Origin of the sequence: Sciscionella sediminilitoris (assembly GCF_000737195.2) — a bacterium.
Lineage (GTDB): Bacteria > Actinomycetota > Actinomycetes > Mycobacteriales > Pseudonocardiaceae > Sciscionella > Sciscionella sediminilitoris.
In genome coordinates this window covers 36647-51785 of record NZ_JALM01000010.1, presented here as the reverse complement: position 1 = coordinate 51785, position 15139 = coordinate 36647, and the positions used below count along the sequence as shown (strand labels likewise).

General features: G+C 70.5%; 17 protein-coding genes. 7 read left to right on the top strand and 10 right to left on the bottom strand.

The window, feature by feature from the left end; translation table 11 throughout:
* Positions 1 to 58 precede the first annotated feature (58 nt).
* Together AD72_RS05010 and AD72_RS05005 are read left to right on the top strand one after the other, a co-directional pair.
* Entirely contained in the window at positions 59 to 409 is a 351-nt protein-coding gene (locus tag AD72_RS05010; RefSeq protein WP_037344889.1) for a nuclear transport factor 2 family protein, read from the top strand.
* The gene (locus AD72_RS05005; RefSeq protein ID WP_031465200.1) at positions 402 to 1268 is read left to right on the top strand and encodes a proline iminopeptidase-family hydrolase; all 867 of its coding nucleotides are present in this window, start codon (positions 402 to 404) and stop codon (positions 1266 to 1268) included. The genes AD72_RS05010 and AD72_RS05005 overlap by 8 nt, the downstream gene beginning before the upstream one ends.
* On the opposite strand, the gene AD72_RS05000 is transcribed toward AD72_RS05005, so the two are convergent.
* Together AD72_RS05000 and AD72_RS04995 are read right to left on the bottom strand one after the other, a co-directional pair.
* The gene (locus AD72_RS05000) at positions 1238 to 2398 is read right to left on the bottom strand and encodes an FAD-dependent monooxygenase (RefSeq protein ID WP_031465199.1); all 1161 of its coding nucleotides are present in this window, start codon (positions 2396 to 2398) and stop codon (positions 1238 to 1240) included. The two genes, AD72_RS05005 and AD72_RS05000, sit on opposite strands and share 31 nt — an antisense overlap.
* Positions 2395 to 4020 carry an FAD-binding dehydrogenase gene (locus AD72_RS04995; protein ID WP_031465198.1) on the bottom strand — a complete coding sequence of 542 codons (1626 nt, stop codon included), beginning with the start codon at positions 4018 to 4020 and terminating at the stop codon, positions 2395 to 2397. Before AD72_RS04995 ends, AD72_RS05000 begins: the two co-directional genes overlap by 4 nt.
* Before the next feature lie 19 nt (positions 4021 to 4039).
* Between AD72_RS04995 and AD72_RS04990 the strand changes: the two genes are divergently transcribed.
* Entirely contained in the window at positions 4040 to 5587 is a 1548-nt protein-coding gene (locus tag AD72_RS04990; RefSeq protein WP_031465197.1) for an acetolactate synthase large subunit, read from the top strand.
* Here AD72_RS04990 and AD72_RS04985 read toward each other — a convergent pair.
* Entirely contained in the window at positions 5574 to 6065 is a 492-nt protein-coding gene (locus AD72_RS04985) for a DUF4188 domain-containing protein (RefSeq protein ID WP_037344886.1), read from the bottom strand. The two genes, AD72_RS04990 and AD72_RS04985, sit on opposite strands and share 14 nt — an antisense overlap.
* Before the next feature lie 57 nt (positions 6066 to 6122).
* Here AD72_RS04985 and AD72_RS04980 point away from each other — a divergent pair, with 57 nt between their 5' ends.
* On the top strand, positions 6123 to 6713 hold the full coding sequence (locus tag AD72_RS04980) for a TetR/AcrR family transcriptional regulator (RefSeq protein ID WP_031465195.1): 591 nt from the start codon (positions 6123 to 6125) through the stop codon (positions 6711 to 6713).
* Between the two features lie 38 nt (positions 6714 to 6751).
* Positions 6752 to 7615 carry an oxygenase MpaB family protein gene (locus tag AD72_RS04975; protein ID WP_031465194.1) on the top strand — a complete coding sequence of 288 codons (864 nt, stop codon included), beginning with the start codon at positions 6752 to 6754 and terminating at the stop codon, positions 7613 to 7615.
* Here AD72_RS04975 and AD72_RS04970 read toward each other — a convergent pair.
* On the bottom strand, positions 7612 to 8877 hold the full coding sequence (locus tag AD72_RS04970; protein ID WP_031465193.1) for a hypothetical protein: 1266 nt from the start codon (positions 8875 to 8877) through the stop codon (positions 7612 to 7614). The genes AD72_RS04975 and AD72_RS04970 overlap by 4 nt on opposite strands.
* 191 nt (positions 8878 to 9068) lie before the next feature.
* Here AD72_RS04970 and AD72_RS04965 point away from each other — a divergent pair, with 191 nt between their 5' ends.
* Positions 9069 to 9572: a DUF3145 domain-containing protein gene (locus AD72_RS04965; RefSeq protein WP_031465192.1), complete on the top strand. Its 504-nt coding sequence runs from the start codon at positions 9069 to 9071 to the stop codon at positions 9570 to 9572.
* Between the two features lie 109 nt (positions 9573 to 9681).
* Positions 9682 to 10281, top strand: coding sequence for a hypothetical protein (locus AD72_RS04960; RefSeq protein WP_156365051.1), 600 nt, complete (start codon positions 9682 to 9684; stop codon positions 10279 to 10281).
* Between the two features lie 69 nt (positions 10282 to 10350).
* Here the strand turns inward: AD72_RS04960 and AD72_RS04955 are convergent, their stop codons facing one another.
* The 6 genes from AD72_RS04955 to AD72_RS04930 form a co-directional block, all read right to left on the bottom strand.
* Entirely contained in the window at positions 10351 to 11595 is a 1245-nt protein-coding gene (locus tag AD72_RS04955; protein ID WP_031465190.1) for a beta-ketoacyl-[acyl-carrier-protein] synthase family protein, read from the bottom strand.
* Positions 11592 to 11834, bottom strand: coding sequence for an acyl carrier protein (locus AD72_RS04950; protein ID WP_020495317.1), 243 nt, complete (start codon positions 11832 to 11834; stop codon positions 11592 to 11594). Before AD72_RS04950 ends, AD72_RS04955 begins: the two co-directional genes overlap by 4 nt.
* A 94-nt stretch (positions 11835 to 11928) precedes the next feature.
* Complete coding sequence (locus AD72_RS04945; RefSeq protein ID WP_031465189.1) at positions 11929 to 12900, bottom strand: beta-ketoacyl-ACP synthase III; 972 nt, start codon at positions 12898 to 12900, stop codon at positions 11929 to 11931.
* Positions 12897 to 13805 carry an ACP S-malonyltransferase gene (locus AD72_RS04940; protein WP_156365050.1) on the bottom strand — a complete coding sequence of 303 codons (909 nt, stop codon included), beginning with the start codon at positions 13803 to 13805 and terminating at the stop codon, positions 12897 to 12899. The genes AD72_RS04945 and AD72_RS04940 overlap by 4 nt, the downstream gene beginning before the upstream one ends.
* Before the next feature lie 80 nt (positions 13806 to 13885).
* Positions 13886 to 14812, bottom strand: coding sequence for an SRPBCC family protein (locus tag AD72_RS04935; RefSeq protein WP_031465187.1), 927 nt, complete (start codon positions 14810 to 14812; stop codon positions 13886 to 13888).
* The gene (locus AD72_RS04930; protein WP_031465186.1) at positions 14809 to 15120 is read right to left on the bottom strand and encodes an ArsR/SmtB family transcription factor; all 312 of its coding nucleotides are present in this window, start codon (positions 15118 to 15120) and stop codon (positions 14809 to 14811) included. The genes AD72_RS04935 and AD72_RS04930 overlap by 4 nt, the downstream gene beginning before the upstream one ends.
* Between the last annotated feature and the right edge of the window lie 19 nt (positions 15121 to 15139).

The following is a 15139-nucleotide window of genomic DNA, read 5'->3' as shown; positions in this document are numbered from 1 at the left end:
TCGGGCGGGACAGTTCAAGACTTATATTTTCCGGGTTCGTCCCTACGCTTGAACAACCATGGAGACAGAACTCGGCGAGCGAGCGATACGAAGTCTGCGGTGCCTCGAAGCGGGCGACCATGCGGGGATGCGAGCGTTGTGCACGGAGAGCGCCACGGTGTGGCACGACGACGGCACGGGGGAACGGACCCTCGATGAGCAACTGACCCGATTCGCCTCACTGGCCACGACGGTCGATTCGGTGCGCTTCGAGCTGGTGCGGCAGTTCACCAAGGCGAATGAGGTGCTGCAACAACAGGTGCTGCATTTCGAACGGGCGGACGGACAGCGTGGCGGGCTGCACGCCACGATGTATTTCCGGTTCACCGGCGGGCTGATCGAGCGCATCGAGGAGTTCGCCCATGCGTGAGGGCAGGATCTCCGTTCCGGGCGGCAGTGTGTGGTATCGCCGGATGGGCAGCGGCGGGGTACCACTGTTACTCGTGCACGGCGGGCCGGGATACCCGAGTGATCCGCTGTTCGCTGCCTTCGCGCCGCTGGCGGCGGAACGCGAGGTGATCTGGTACGACCAGCTCGGTGTGGGCCGCTCGGACCCGATCGAGGACGAGGCTCTGCTGACCGTGGACCGGTTTCTCGATGAACTCGGCGCGGTGCTCGAAGGCCTGGACCTGCGTCGGCCGCATGTCTACGGGCATTCCTGGGGCGCCATGCTCGGTATGCAGTACGCCGCGGAACGTGATCCCTGCTGGGCCAGTCTGATCAGTGCCAACGGACCGGCGAGCGTACCCCGGTTCACCGGGGAACTCCGGGACCTGCTGGCCGCGCTTCCCGGCCGGGTCCTCGAGCGCACCTATGGCCGGGAACTGCGCGGGCAGACCGACGATCCCGACTACCCGCGCGCGCTGCGGGAGTACCTGCGGGCCTGTGTCGTGCGCACCGGACCCGTCCGGCTGGATGCGGACCGGGTGTGCCCGCGCACCTTCCGGACGCTGATCGGCACGGCCGACTATCACGTGACCGGAACCCTGCGGGACTGGGACATCTTCGACCGGCTCCACCGGATCCGGGTGCCGACGCTGGTCCTCGGTGGCGAGTTCGACGAGTGCGTGCCCGCGCATCTCGCCGCTATCGCGGAGCGCATCCCGGATGCCGAACACCTCACCCAGCCCGGTGCCGCGCATTTCGGGTTCCTGGAGCGGGAACCACTGGGTTCGGAGTACATCCGGGCGATCCGCGACTACCTTGCCCGGGTGGAGGCGCGTTCCTGATCCGGCGGCCACCAGTCCAGTGCCGCGGCCATTCCGCGCAGCACCAGCGAATCGGGGAGCCGGTTGCTGGCCCGCACGAGTGCGTCCCGTGCGGCGACCGCGAACGGGGACCGCAGCCCGGCGATCCGGGATGCCCGTGCGGAGTTCGCGGCGATCGCCCTGGTGCGCGGCACCCGCAGGGCGGAGTATCGCTCCAGTGCCTCGGCGATCGGCCGGTTTCCGCTCAGCAGGGCGGCAAGGGTGGCCGCGTCCTCGATCGCCTGGCAGCCGCCCTGGCCCAGATTCGGCAGCATGGCATGTGCGGCGTCCCCGAGCAGCACGGTGCTTCCGTGATGGAACCGCGCGGGCGGTGGATCGAGCCGGAACAGTTCGTGGCAGAGCAGGTCCTCGCCCGCGGCCGCGATGAGTTCGGGGATCGGCTCGTGCCAGGAGCCGAAGCGCGCGGCGAGCTCGGTATGCGAATCCCAGGCACCGCGCGGTTTCGGCGCCGAGGCGAAACAGTAGGTCGTCCCGGCCGCGAGCGGCATGATGCCGAAGTACTGGCCCGCGCCCCAGGTTTCGCTTCCCGAACACGGCGGTCCACCGGCGGGCAGGACGAACCGCCAGGCGAGCATCCCGTTCGAGCGTGGTGCGCCGTACCACGGGAAGAGCGTTCCGCGCACCGCCGAGTGGATGCCGTCCGCGCCGACGATCAGGTCTCCGGAGAACTCGCCGCGATCGGTGTGTACCACGTTCCGATGTGCCCCGGTGACCCGGATTCCGTTGTGCAGCACCGAATCCGGCAGTGCCGCGAGCAGCACCCTCGTCAGGGCGCCGCGGCGGGCGAGCACGAACGGCTCGCCGAAGTAGTCGCTCACCATCTGCGGATTGCGGTGAGTCAGCCAGCGTCCGTCCGGACTGCGGATCCCGCCGCGGTTCCCGGCGATGCCGAACTCCCGGAACTTCTCCCCGATACCGATCCCGTCCAGCGCGCGCAGGGCGTTGGGTGCCAGGCCGATGCAGGTGCCGAGCGGCTCCGGGGAGGGGGCCCGGTCGAGCACCGTCACCCGCCAGCCCGCGCGATGCAAGCCGACAGCGGCGCACAGCCCACCGATGCCCGCGCCGACGATGACCGCGTGCCGGGCGGTCACAGCTCGTTCGCCATGGCCCGCCCCGCGCTGCGCCCGGAGAACAGGCAGCCGCCGAGGAAGGTGCCCTCGAGCGCGCGGTAACCGTGCACCCCGCCGCCGCCGAATCCGGCCGCCTCACCGGCCGCGTACAAGCCGGGAAGCGGCGTTCCCGAGCCGTCGAGGACCTGCCCGGACAGATTGGTCTCGAACCCGCCGAGGGTCTTGCGGCTGACCAGGTTCAGCCGCACCGCGATGAGCGGGCCCGCCTTCGGATCGCGCAACCGGTGCGGGCTCGCCACCCGGATCAGCTTGTCTCCCGGATACCGCCGGGCCCCGTTGATCGCGGTCACCTGGAGGTCCTTGGAGTACTTGTTGCCGATCTGCAGATCCCTGGTGCGCAGTTCCGCGTCCAGCGCCGCGGCGTCGATCAGCGATTCCCCGGTGACCTTGTTCATTCCCGCGGCGAGTTCGTGCACCGAATTCGCGGTGACGAAATCGGCGCCCTTGCGCAGAAATGCGCCGACCGGTCCGGGCGGGCCGGGAAGCTTGCGCGCCAAGGTCTTCGCGATACTCTTCCCGGTCAGATCGGGATTCTGCTCGGAACCGGAGAGCGCGAATTCGCGTTCGATGATTTTCTCGGTGAGCACGAACCAGGAATAGTCGTATCCCGTCCCGCGCAGATGCTCGAGAGTGGTGAGGGTGTCGAAACCCGGATAGTTCGGCGGGGGAAGCCGGTTGCCCTCCGCGTCGAGCCACAGCGAGGACGGACCGGGGAGAATGCGGATGCCGTGGCCGGGCCAGATCGGCGCGTAGTTCGTGATTCCCTCGACGTAGTGCCACATCCGGTCGGAGTTGATCAGGTTCGCCCCGGCGGCCGCGCCGATCCCGAGCATCCGCCCGTCCACGTGCGCTGGTACCCCGGTGAGCATGGTCGCCGGCGGGGTACCGAGCCGCGACGGCCAGTTCGCCCGGATCAGCTCGTGGTTGGCGCCGATCCCGCCGGAACTGATCAGCACGGCCTGGGCGTGCAGTTCGAAGGAACCGGTCTCGGTGCGCGAACTGCGTTCCCCGCGGGCGGCCCGGCTCGGTTCGAGCACCGCGCCGCGCACCCCGTCCACCGCGCCCGAGGTGGTGCTCAGTTCGTCCACCCGGTGCCGGAACCGGAACTCGAGCAGCCCGGACCGCTGCGCCTCCCGTGCCCGCCGCACGAACGGGGCGAGCACCCCGGGGCCGGTTCCCCAGGTGATGTGGAAGCGGGGGACCGAATTGCCCGCCCGCTCCGCCCAGCCGACCACCGGGAAGAACCGCATCCCCATCTCGTGCAGCCAGGGACGCTTCTCCCCGGCGGCGAACTCGACGTAGGCGCGGGCCCATTCCCGCGGCCAGCGGTCCTCCGCGCGGTCGAATCCGGCGAAGCCGAACCAGTCGTCCATGGCGAGCTCGACCGAGTCCCGCACGCCGAGGCGGCGCTGCTCTGGGGAATCGACGAAGAACAGGCCACCGAGCGACCAGTGCGCCTGGCCGCCAAGCGAAGCCTCCGGTTCCTGATCGAGCACCAGCACCCGCCGCCCCGCGCCGGTGAGCTCGGTCGCCGCGACGAGCCCGGCGAGTCCGGCACCGACGATGATCACGTCCGCGTCCATGCGCGTTACGGTACCCGGTATGAACGGTGCGCATGCGTTGCTCGGTGCCTTGGTGGACGCCGGGGTCGAGGTCTGTTTCGCGAACCCGGGAACCTCGGAGATGCATTTCGTCGCCGCGCTCGACGAGGTCGAGGGGATGCGCGCGGTGCTGGGGCTCTACGAGGGAGTGGTCACCGGCGCCGCGGACGGGTACGCGCGGATGGCCGGGAAACCCGCGGCCACGCTGCTGCATCTGGGCCCGGGAATGGCCAACGGCTGGGCGAACCTGCACAACGCCCGGCGCGCGCATTCCCCGATGATCAACATCGTCGGCGATCACGCCACCTATCACCGGCACCTGGACGCCCCGCTCACCTCGGACATCGCCGCGCTCGCCGGGGCGGTCTCGGTGTGGACGAGGGAATGCGCGTGCACCGAGGACCTCGTGGTGGATGTGGCCGAGGCGGTCGGGGAGGCGAACGGGGCACCGCACGGCATCGCCACGCTGATCCTGCCCGCCGACGTGTCCTGGTCCGAGGGCGGCACCGGACCGGTCGAGGTGCCCGAGACCGGATTGGAACCGGTGCCCGGGCAGACGGTCACCGAGCTCGCCGCCCTGCTGCGCGCCGAGGGCGACCGGGCCTGTCTGCTGCTCGGCGGCGAAACCCTCGGCGAGCAGGGACTGCGCGCCGCCGACCGGATCGCCGCGAACACCGGGGCGCGCGTGTTCGCCGAGCACTTTCCCGCCCGGATGACCAGGGGACGGGGACTGCCGCAGCTCGAACTGCTCGGCTACCTGGCCGAACACGTGCAGCATCAGCTCACCGGATTCGAGCACCTGGTGCTCGCCGGGACACCCGCCCCGGTCTCGTTCTTCGCCTACCCGGGAAAACCGAGTGAGCTCACCCCGGAGGGCGCTCGGGTGCACACCCTGGCCACGGTGGCCCAGCAGGGCACCGCGGCACTGACCGCGCTGGCCGAGCTCACCGGGGACCCGGCTCCGGAACCGCCGATCGCGCCGGTGCCCGAACTCCCCGAGGGTGCGCTCACCCCGGCCGCGTTCACCGATGTGATCGCAGCGCTGCTGCCGCAGGACACGATCCTGGTCGACGAGTCGAACACGTCCGGGGTCACGCTGCCCGCCAGCACCCTCGGTTCGCCGCGGCACGATCTGCTCACCCTCACCGGCGGGGCGATCGGCCAGGCGATGGCGGTCGCGACCGGGGCGGCCATCGCCTGCCCGGACCGGCCGGTGCTGTGCCTGGAATCCGATGGCAGCGCCATGTACGGACCGGCCGCGCTGTGGACCATGGCCCGTGAACGGCAGGACGTCACCACGGTGTTCGTGAACAACCGCTCCTATGCGGTGCTGCGGATGGAACTGGCCAGGGTCGGCGCGAGCGAGGGGGAGCAGGCGCGGCGGCTGCTCTCGCTCGCCGAACCCGAGCTCGACTTCGTCGCCCTCGCCACGGGAATGGGGGTGCCCGCCCGGCGCGCGGACACCTGCGAGGAGTTCGCCGCGGCACTGCGGGACTCCTTCGCCGAACCGGGCCCGCACGTGATCGAGGCCGTGCTCAGCCCGTGGTGAGCGGGCGGCGGTTGCGCCTGGCCCGCTTGCGCGCCGTGGTCGTGGCGCTGTTCACCCGGGTGTGCTCGAACGCCTTGCCGAGCCCGAACCGGGGCATGTTGACGTAGACGCAGTCGAATCCGTCGATCGGGTGCGTCTCGTGCCAGACGCCGATCGCCCCGGACCGGTAGGCCTTGGCGAAATACCCGCGCCACGCGGGAAGGTGCGGCGCGGCGGGATCCTCGGCGAACCGCACCACGTGGTCCAGGCTGCGCCAGTAGCCGACCTGCATGGTGGTGCGGCCGAACCAGTTGCCCACGGTGAGCATTCCCGCCTCGGGGTGCCTGCGCAGATAGGCCAGCATCCGGCCCATCGCGAGGCCGACCCAGATGATCAGGTCCAGCCGCCACCAGTGGTTGACCCGCATTCCGATCAGGAACAGCACCGGTTGCCGCTCCTCGGTGACCCGTGCCGTCCAGCGCCCCTCATGAATGGTCATGGCATCCTCCCAGAGTCGTAACACTGTTATGAAACAGCGTTACGGTACCCTTGTCAAGTGCCACGACCACGGACTCACGATCAGGCGCTGCGCGCGAGCTTGCTCGAGGAGGCGGGCCGGACCCTCGTCGATCAGGGGCTGTCCGCGCTGAGCCTGCGCAAGCTCGCCGAGCGCGCCGGAACCTCGACCACGGCGGTCTACTCGCTGTTCGGCGGCAAGCCGGAACTGCTGCGCGCGCTGTTCCTCGAAGGGGTGCGGCGGTTCACGGCGGCGATGGCCGCGGTCCAGCCGGGGCGGGACCCGCTGGACACCATCGAACGGCTCGGCCTCGCCTACCGGGACTACGGCATCGCGAACCCGCACCTGTACCAGGTGGTGTTCGGCGGCGCCATTCCGGAACTCGAACCGGACGACGAGGCCCGCGAGGAGACGGCGCGGGCCATCGCCCCGTTGCTGGACGCCGTACGGGCGGCGCGCGAACAGGGCCTGTTCGGTGACCATCCGGTCGAGGTCATCGCGCTCGCGCTGTGGTCGGGGGTGCACGGCCTGGTCACCCTGGAACTGAACAAGAGCGCCCCGGCTGCACTCGACATCCGGGCGAACCACCGGGCGGTGCTGGCCGCCGCCATCCGCGCCTGGCTGGCGTAACCTGAGACAGTCCGGGCTGACTTGTCTTGGGAGCGGGTATGACCGAAACGCTCGAACAGGCCGACGAGGGGCTGGTGGGGCCGCGCAGTGTCACCTGGCAGGTGCACGCGGACCCGGCCATGTGGGTCGGCGGTATCCGCAGCCTCTTCCTGCAGGCGCTGCATCCGAGGGCGGTAGCCGGGGTCGTGCAGAATTCCGACTACCGCACCGATCCGCTCGGACGGCTGCGGCGCACCGGCCAGTACGTGGACGTCACCACCTATGGCACCACCGAGCAGGCACACGCGGCCGGTGCACGGGTGCGGGCGATCCACGAGCGGCTGCGCGCGACCGATCCGGTGACCGGAGAGCGGTTCCGGATCGACGAACCGGAACTGCTCTGCTGGGTGCACTGCGCCGAGGTGGTCTCCTTCGTCGACGTGGTCCGCCTCGCCGGGATGCGCCTGGCCGGGCCGCAACTCGACCGCTACTTCCGCGAGCAGCGTGCCGTCGCCGCGCTCGTCGGCCTGGACGAGGGGAGCGTGCCGGGTTCGGTCGCCGGTATCCGCCGGTACTTCGCGCGGATGCGCCCCGAACTCGCGGCGACCCAGGACGCGCTGGAGATCTACGAGTTCCTGCACCGGCCCCCGCTCGACGGTCCGCTGCGGCTCGGCCTCGGTGTCTACGAGCGGTTGCTCGGGCATCTGGCCTATTCGCTGCTGCCCGGCTGGGCGATCCGGCTCTACGGACTCCAGCCGTATCCGCGCCCGGCCGCGCTCGCCCTGCTGCGCGCGCTGCGCGGGCTGGCGCTGCTCGCGCCCTCCCGTACCCCGTTCCTCGGGCACGGTCCCGGAATCCTCGCCGCGCTGCGCCGCCTCGGCGCCGAGGCCGAGCCCTCACCCCGGCTGCTGCCCGCGGACTAGCCGGGCAGGTGCAGGGCGTCGGTGGCCAGTTTGGTCAGCGCGGGATCGTCCGGATCGGATTTCCCCGCGGTGTACACGGCCTGGCCGATGCGCACCCGGGTGCCATCGCGCAGGGTGGTGAAGGCGGCATCGTCGAAGGAGCGCGGCGCCCCTGCCCAGCGCCGTCCCTCGGCGACCAGGTCGGTGATCCCGCCCGCCCCGGGTTTCGCCGCCGTCTCGTGGAATCGCCGTGCCGCTTCCGGTTCCCCGAAGGTCACCGTGGCCAGCGCGACGGAGGCGGCACGTTCCCCGGTCTTGCTCACGTACACCGCGCGCGCCAGTCGGGTACACGGTGCCTGCTGCAGGGCCAGCTGCGCATCGCCGTAGGCGTGCGCGGCGCAGTCGCGTGTGCGGTCCGCGCTCATCCGCTGATAGGTGCTGCCGTCCACGGTCACCGGGGGAGGACCGCCGCTCGCCGAGGCCGGTGTGGATGTGCCGCCACCCGCGAGCAGGACCAGGCCCAGCGCGCCGACCGCGAGCACACCGCCGAGCGCGAACGGCAGCCAGCTCGGTTTGCGCCGCCACCACGGCCGCTCCTGCTCCGGCCGGTGCATCGCGGTGACCAGCTGGGCCTGCTGCGGGTGAACCTCCCGGGCGGGGGCGGGCGGGCGTGGCCGATGTTCGACGAAGCCCTCCTCGTGCAGCGCGGCATCGGAGAGCACGGGTTCCCGCGGGGCGAGGGTGGCGAGCACCCTGCGCACCTGCTCGTAGGTGAACACCTCGCCGCCGAGCTGGTCGGCGGCCTCGCGCAGGCTGCCCGGCTCCGGGAACAGCACCCGGATCCCGCGCGCCAGATCGGCGGGCGGGGTGATGACCTCGCCGGCGTAGGGACCGACCGCGAGCACGGCGCAGGAGGTCGGGGGCTCGCCGAGCAGTTCGCCGAGGGAACGCACCGCGGCGCTGGCCGTGTTCAGGGCCTTGTGCGCGGGATTGACCGCACCGGCGGCGTTGTCGTCGATCAGCGGCCAGCCGTCGGCGAGCCAGGGACCGTCGACCGGTGCCTCGAGCCGCTTCGCCGGATCGGGCAGATCGACCCCGACGACCACCAGCATCCCGCGCGGCAGTATCAGCACCGCGTCCACCATGCGCTTGCAGCCCGGTGGTTTCGTACCGATCAGCGCGATGCCGCCGCGGACCTGCTCGCCCCGGCGCCAGGAAACGAGTGCGGCGTGCACGTTCTGGCTGGCCTTCGTCTCGGGCGTGCCGATTCGCAGGATACGCACCTGTCCACCTCCGCGAGCATCCTATCCGCCGTACGGGTGAGCCGGGAGTGCACGCGCCGGTAGCGCGGGTACCTCAACTGGCGCAACACGGGGAACAGGAGGCACAATAGGCACACGTGTTCGCGCGCGCCCGTCGTGAGCCGGCCAGGGAGTAGGGGAAGACGTCCCTCGTCGAGCAGCGGAGGTCAACCGTGAGCACACGGAAAACAACCGGTGGAGTCGTGTACGTCCACTCCTCGCCGTCCGCGGTCTGTCCGCACGTCGAGTGGGCGATAGGCGGCACCATCGGCGTACGCGCGAACCTGCAGTGGTCGGCACAGCCGGCCTCCGCGGGTCAGTTGCGCGCGCACTGCGCCTGGTCCGGTGAAGCGGGGACCGCGGCGCGGATTGTTGCTGCCCTCAAGGCGTGGCCGATGACCCGGTTCGAGGTGACCGAGGACCCGAGCCCCGGAGTGGACGGCATCCGTTACTGCCACGTGCCCGGGCTCGGCCTCTGGCACGGGGCGACCTCGGCGAACGGTGACATCGTTGCCGGTGAGGACCAGCTGCGTGCCCTCGCAGTGAGCGCGAGCTCCGGCGCGGCCTTCGCGCACAAGATCGACGAACTGCTCGGCGCGGCGTGGGACGAGGCGCTCGAGCCCTATCGGAGGGCGGGCGACGGTCAGCCGGTCACCTGGCTGCACCGGGTGGGTTGAGACCCTCGGGGCCTTCGTGGCGGGTCCGCCGCGGTGCGGGCCGTGTGGGTGGTGAACGCGGCTCCGCCACCCGAGACCGCAAGCTGAGGACCTCGGTACGCTCGGGACCGTGCCAGGACCGAGTGGAAACCGTGCGCGCGGCACCAGTCAGCCGTGGTTGTTCGCCGCCGTGTTGTTCGCGGTCGTCGTCGCGCTCGCGGCGGGGCTGCTGACCAGGGGATGGTACGTCCTGCCGACCCGGGTGACCACGCCGATCAGCCCGAGCCAGCCGAGCCCCTCGAAGAACGGCGCGGCTCCGGGATCGCCCGTGGTGAGCATGTCCACCGATGCCGCGGCCCATCCGGACGGGGCACGGGTGCGGGACGCGCTGCAGACCTACTTCAACTCGATCAACGAGGGGTCCTACACCGACTGGTTGCGCGCGGTCACCACGGACCGGGCCGAGGACAAGACCCGCGCGCAGTGGAAACAGGAGTACCGCAGCACCAAGGACGGGAGTATCACCGTCTACCGCATCGAGCGTGCGGGCCCGGGCTCGCTGCGGGTGCTGCTGAGCTTCACCTCGGCGCAGAATCCGCGGGACGCACCGGCGGATTTCCCGTACCAGTGCATCCGCTGGCGGGTGGTGTACCCCTTCGCGCTGGAGCGCGGGGAGTGGAAACTGGACTCCGGGCAGGCGGGCGCCTCGCCGCAGCACGATCAGTGCTGACCGGCCGGTACTGATCCGCGCGGGGTGCGGCGACCGCGGTCCACGGGGCCGCCACACCCGCGCGTGCCCTCAGTCCTTGGTGAACAGCAGGGCGATGTTGTGTCCGCCGAACCCGAACGAGTTGTTGATCGCCGCGGTCACGTCGGTCTTGCGTGCCTCGCCGGAGACGACATCCAGCTCGATCTTCGGGTCGAGCTCGACCAGGTTCCTGGTCGGGGGGATGATCCCCTCCCGCAGCGAGAGCAGCGTCGCGATGCTCTCCACCGCGCCCGCCCCGCCGACGAGGTGACCGAGCGAGCCCTTGGGCGCGGTGACCAGCGGGTGGTCGCCGACCGCCTTGCGGATGGCCCGTGCCTCGCCGACATCGCCGACCACCGTGGAGGTGGCGTGCGCGTTGACGTGTCCCACATCGTTCGCGGTGAGTCCCGCGGAGTGGATCGCCTGCTGCATGGCGCCGATCTGGCCGATGCCGTCCGGGTGGTTACCGGTGATGTGGTACGCGTCCGAGGTGATGCCGTACCCGCGCAGCTGCCCGTAGATCCGGGCACCCCGGGCGCGTGCGTGCTCGGCGCGTTCGAGGATCACGATGCCCGCGCCCTCACCGAGCACGAACCCGTCCCGGGAGGTGTCGAACGGGCGTGAGGCGGCCTCCGGGTCCTCGTTCGAGGACAGGGTGCGCGCCTGCACGAATCCCGCGACGGTGATCGGGTGGATGCACGCCTCGGTACCGCCCGCGACGACCACATCGGCCCGTCCGGACTCGATCATCATCGCCGCGGTGGCGATGCCCTCCGCGCCGGAGGCACAGGCCGAGGCGGGGGAGTGCACACCGGCCCGCGCGCCGATCTCGATCGAGACCTGGGCGGCCGAGGCGTTCGCCATCAGCATCGGGACGGTGAGCGGGGAAACCTTGCGCAGCCCGTTCTGCTCGAGCAGATCGTCCTGGGCGAGCAGGGTGTGCGGGCCGCCGATGCCGGTGCCGATCACCACGCCGAGCCGCTCGGGCTCCACGTCGTGGTGTTCCTCGCTCGGCGTTTCGTAACCCGCGTCCGTCCACGCCTGGCGCGCGGCGATGATCGCGGTCTGGGCCGCCCGGTCGAGCCGCCTCGCCTGCACGCGCGGCAGGATGTCGGTCGGCTCGACGGCGAGCGGGGCCGCGATCTTGGTCGGCAGGTCGTACTGCTCGACCCAGCCGTCGGTGACCCTGCGGACGCCGGTGCGTGCCGAAACCAATCCGTCCCACGTGGTCTGGACATCGCCACCGAGCGGGGTCATGGCCCCCAGCCCGGTGACGACGATTTCAGTATTTGTCATGAGTTCTTGGCGACGTAGGACACCGCGTCGCCCACGGTCTTCAGGTTGGCCAGTTCATCGTCCGGAATCTTCACCCCGAACTTGTCCTCGGCCTGCACGGCGATCTCCACCATGGACAGCGAGTCGATGTCCAGGTCGTCCACGAAGGACTTCTCCTCGGTGACCTCATCGGCGGAGACGCCGGCGACCTCCTCGACGATCTCGCCGAGTCCGGACAGGATTTCCTCGTTGCTCGCCACGGGTTGGTTCCCTTCTCGCGTGTTTCTCTTCAGATCCGGCCGGATGGCCGATTCGCTTGCCGGTTGATCATCTCGTATCCGGGTTTCCCGGTTTTCACGGGCAGATCACCACCTGTCCCGCGTAGGAAAGCCCCGCACCGAAACCGACGAGCAGCATGGTGTCCCCGGAGCGGATCTTCCCATCGGCGCGCATCCGGTCGATCGCCAGCGGGATCGAGGCCGAGGAGGTGTTCCCCGAGGTCACGATGTCCTCGGCGACGATCATGTCCTCGCGCGCCCCCTTGGCCCGCAGCTTCTTGGCGATGGCCTCGACGATGCGCAGGTTCGCCTGGTGCGGGACGAGTACGTCGATGTCCGCCGGGGTGATCCCGGCCGCCTCGATCGCCTGCAGGCCGATCGGCGCGATCGCGGTGGTCGCCCAGCGGAACACGGACTGCCCCTCCTGGAAGAGGTAGCGGTCCTCGCGCATGTAGATCAGGTCCACGAGCTCGCCCGCGCTGCCCCAGACCACCGGGCCGATCCCCGGTTCCTCGGCCGGGCCGATCACGGCGGCGGCCGAACCGTCCGCGAAGATGATCGCGTTCGCCCGGTCGTAGGGGTCCACGGAGTCGGTGAGCTTCTCCGCGCCGATCACCAGCACGTGCCGGGCGGTGCCCGCGCGGACCAGATCCGAGGCGGTGCCGATGCCGTAACAGAATCCGGCACAGGCCGCGTTCAGGTCGAAGGCGCCCTTGTTCTCGATACCGATGCGGCTGGACACCTGGGCGGCCGCGTTCGGGATCCCGCACGGCATGGTGCAGGTCGCCACGAGCACGGTGTCGATGTCCGATGGCTTCAGCCCGGCGTCGGCCAGCGCGCGGTTCCCGGCGATCACCGCGAGATCGGGCACCGTCTGGTCCTTGTCCGCGAACCGGCGCTCGGCGATCCCGACCCTGGTGCGGATCCACTCGTCATTGGTGTCCATGATCGCCGAGAGGTCGTCGTTGGTGACCACTCGCTCGGGACGGTAGCTGCCGAAGCCGAGGATCCGCGTGGCGTCCACCCGCGGTGTCTGGTTGAGTTTCACGCGTTCACCCGCACGAATTCGGCGATCCCTTCGGCGTCCGGCTGTTTCATCTGGAACCGTGCGACCTCTTTGAGGGTGCGCTTGATCAGACCGGTGAGCGGTCCGGCTGGCGGGAACTCGATCGCCGCGCTGATCCCTTGTGCGCCAAGGGTTTCCATGCACAGATCCCAGCGAACGGGCGCGGTGATCTGTTCGATGAGGCGGCGGCGGAACTCGTCCCCGGAGGTGACCACGGTGCCGTCCAGGTTGGACAGCAGCGGGCGCACCGGATCGCGCACCTCGACCTGTTCGGCGTGCTTGGCGAAGGCCTCCTGGGCCGGGGCCATGTACTTGGTGTGGAACGCGCCGGCGACCTGGAGCTGCTTCACCCGGACCCCACCGGGGCGCTGCTCGGCGAGCTGCTCGAGCTTGTCCAGCGCACCGGCGACCACGAGCTGGCCCGCGCCGTTCTGGTTGGCGGGGATGAGGTCGAGCCCGGGGAGCGCGTCGAGCAGTTCGGCCTGTTCGCCGCCCATGACCGCGGCCATTCCGGTCGGTTCGAGCGCGCACGCGGCGGCCATCTCCCTGCCGCGCGCCGCGGCGAGTGCGACGGCGTCCTCCTCGCCGATCACCCCGGCGATGGCCGCGGCGGCGAGCTCGCCGACCGAGTGCCCCGCGGTGGGGCCGTCGGCGGGCAGTTCACCCGAGTGCTCGTAACCGAGCAGGGTCGCGGTGACGATCAGCGGCTGCGCGATGGCGGTATCGGTGATCTCCTCGGCCTCCGCGGTCGTGCCGAGCCTGGCGAGATCCAGTCCGCTCGCCGCCGAATACCGTTCGATCCGCGCCGCCACCCCGTCGAGTTCGAGCCACGAGGTGAGCATGCCCGGCGCCTGGGAGCCCTGTCCTGGGGCAAGCAATGCGATCACACACCTAGCCAACACCCGGCGGCGCGGTGCACGGGATGCCGACAGTCACCAAGTCCGGCCCCCGACATTGTGGGGATCCTCTAAGTGGGCTGCTGCGCGTACCTTTCCCGGAGCTTTTCGGTGCGCTCGCTCGGCCACGGGCAGCGGATGTCGCCGTGCAGTGCGGCCACCAACAGCTCCAGGTGAGTCTGCCACGCGGCCAGCGCTTCCGCACGGTCCCCGGGAGCGGTCTGGGTGAGCACCAGCCGGCAGCCGATCGGTTCCTGATCCCGCAGTTCGAACCGCACCCGGCCGGTGCCGCAGGCGTATTCGAGCACCCGGCGCGGCTCCGCCTCGGTGACCGGGCCGGGGGTGAGGTAGCCATGGGTGGCGGGCAGCGGTGGCTGGTCGCCCGGTTCTGGATCGGTTCCCTCGGCCAGGAGCGCCCAGACCTTCTCGTGCCCGTGTATCAGGTCGCGCTCGAACCGGATCCCGGTCGCGGTGTCCGTGCCCTCGGCGAGCCCGAAGCGTTCCACGTAGCGCTCGATGAGCGGGAGGTTGAAGTCCGCGCGTTGCTGCGGGGCGGGTGCGCCGTCCAGCCGGGCGAGCAGCGCCCCGAGGCATTCGTGCCAGCCGGGCGCGGTGCGGGCGACCGAGGGGAGATCGCAGGTGGTGTCGGTACCCGGCAGCGTGGTGCTGAACACGAGTGTGCAGCCGGAGTCGTGCGGGATGAGCTCGATCCGGAAGATCTCGTGTGCCCAGCGGAACGCGTACACCTTCGGCGGGTCGTATTCGAGGATCTCGCCCTCGCCGAACCGGTCGCCGAGGTCGAAGTGCCCGTCGAAGCCGAATCGCATGGCCGCGCCCGCGCGCAGTTCCGTGCGCACCTGCGCGGGGAACCAGTGCGCCATCTCGGCGGGTTCGGTCACGGCGCGCCAGACCTTCTCGACCGGATGGCGCAGTGTGCGTTCGAAGCGCAGCACGTAGGCATCGCCTTGGGGGTGCAGCGTTCCGAGGTCGTCGCTCATGAGTCCTCCATCGTGTCCAGGTGGTGTTCCAGGTCGTCCAGCCGGTCGGCCCAGAACCGGCGATAGGGGGTGAGCCAGGAGTCGATCTCGGCGAGCGGCCCGGGGCGTAGCCGGTAGAGCCGGCGCTGGGCCGCGGCGCGGACCTCGACGAGCCCGGCCTCGCGCAGCACCCGCAGGTGTTTGGAGACCGCGGGCTGGGTCAGTTCGAGGTGGTCCACCAGGTCGCCGACCTGGCGTTCGCCTTCGCGCAGCAGGTCGAGGATCTCCCGGCGGCGTGGCTCGGCCAGCACCTCGAATGTACTTGCCATGTCGGTAATATAACCGACT

What these genes read in the sequence shown, in the direction of transcription:
- AD72_RS05010 (WP_037344889.1), top strand. Translation starts at nt 59, where the DNA reads ATGGAGACAGAACTCGGCGAGCGAGCGATACGAAGTCTGCGGTGCCTC.
- AD72_RS05005 (WP_031465200.1), top strand. Translation starts at nt 402, where the DNA reads ATGCGTGAGGGCAGGATCTCCGTTCCGGGCGGCAGTGTGTGGTATCGC.
- AD72_RS04995 (WP_031465198.1), bottom strand. Translation starts at nt 4,020, where the DNA reads ATGGACGCGGACGTGATCATCGTCGGTGCCGGACTCGCCGGGCTCGTC.
- AD72_RS04990 (WP_031465197.1), top strand. Translation starts at nt 4,040, where the DNA reads ATGAACGGTGCGCATGCGTTGCTCGGTGCCTTGGTGGACGCCGGGGTC.
- AD72_RS04985 (WP_037344886.1), bottom strand. Translation starts at nt 6,065, where the DNA reads ATGACCATTCATGAGGGGCGCTGGACGGCACGGGTCACCGAGGAGCGG.
- AD72_RS04975 (WP_031465194.1), top strand. Translation starts at nt 6,752, where the DNA reads ATGACCGAAACGCTCGAACAGGCCGACGAGGGGCTGGTGGGGCCGCGC.
- AD72_RS04955 (WP_031465190.1), bottom strand. Translation starts at nt 11,595, where the DNA reads ATGACAAATACTGAAATCGTCGTCACCGGGCTGGGGGCCATGACCCCG.
- AD72_RS04935 (WP_031465187.1), bottom strand. Translation starts at nt 14,812, where the DNA reads ATGAGCGACGACCTCGGAACGCTGCACCCCCAAGGCGATGCCTACGTG.
- AD72_RS04930 (WP_031465186.1), bottom strand. Translation starts at nt 15,120, where the DNA reads ATGGCAAGTACATTCGAGGTGCTGGCCGAGCCACGCCGCCGGGAGATC.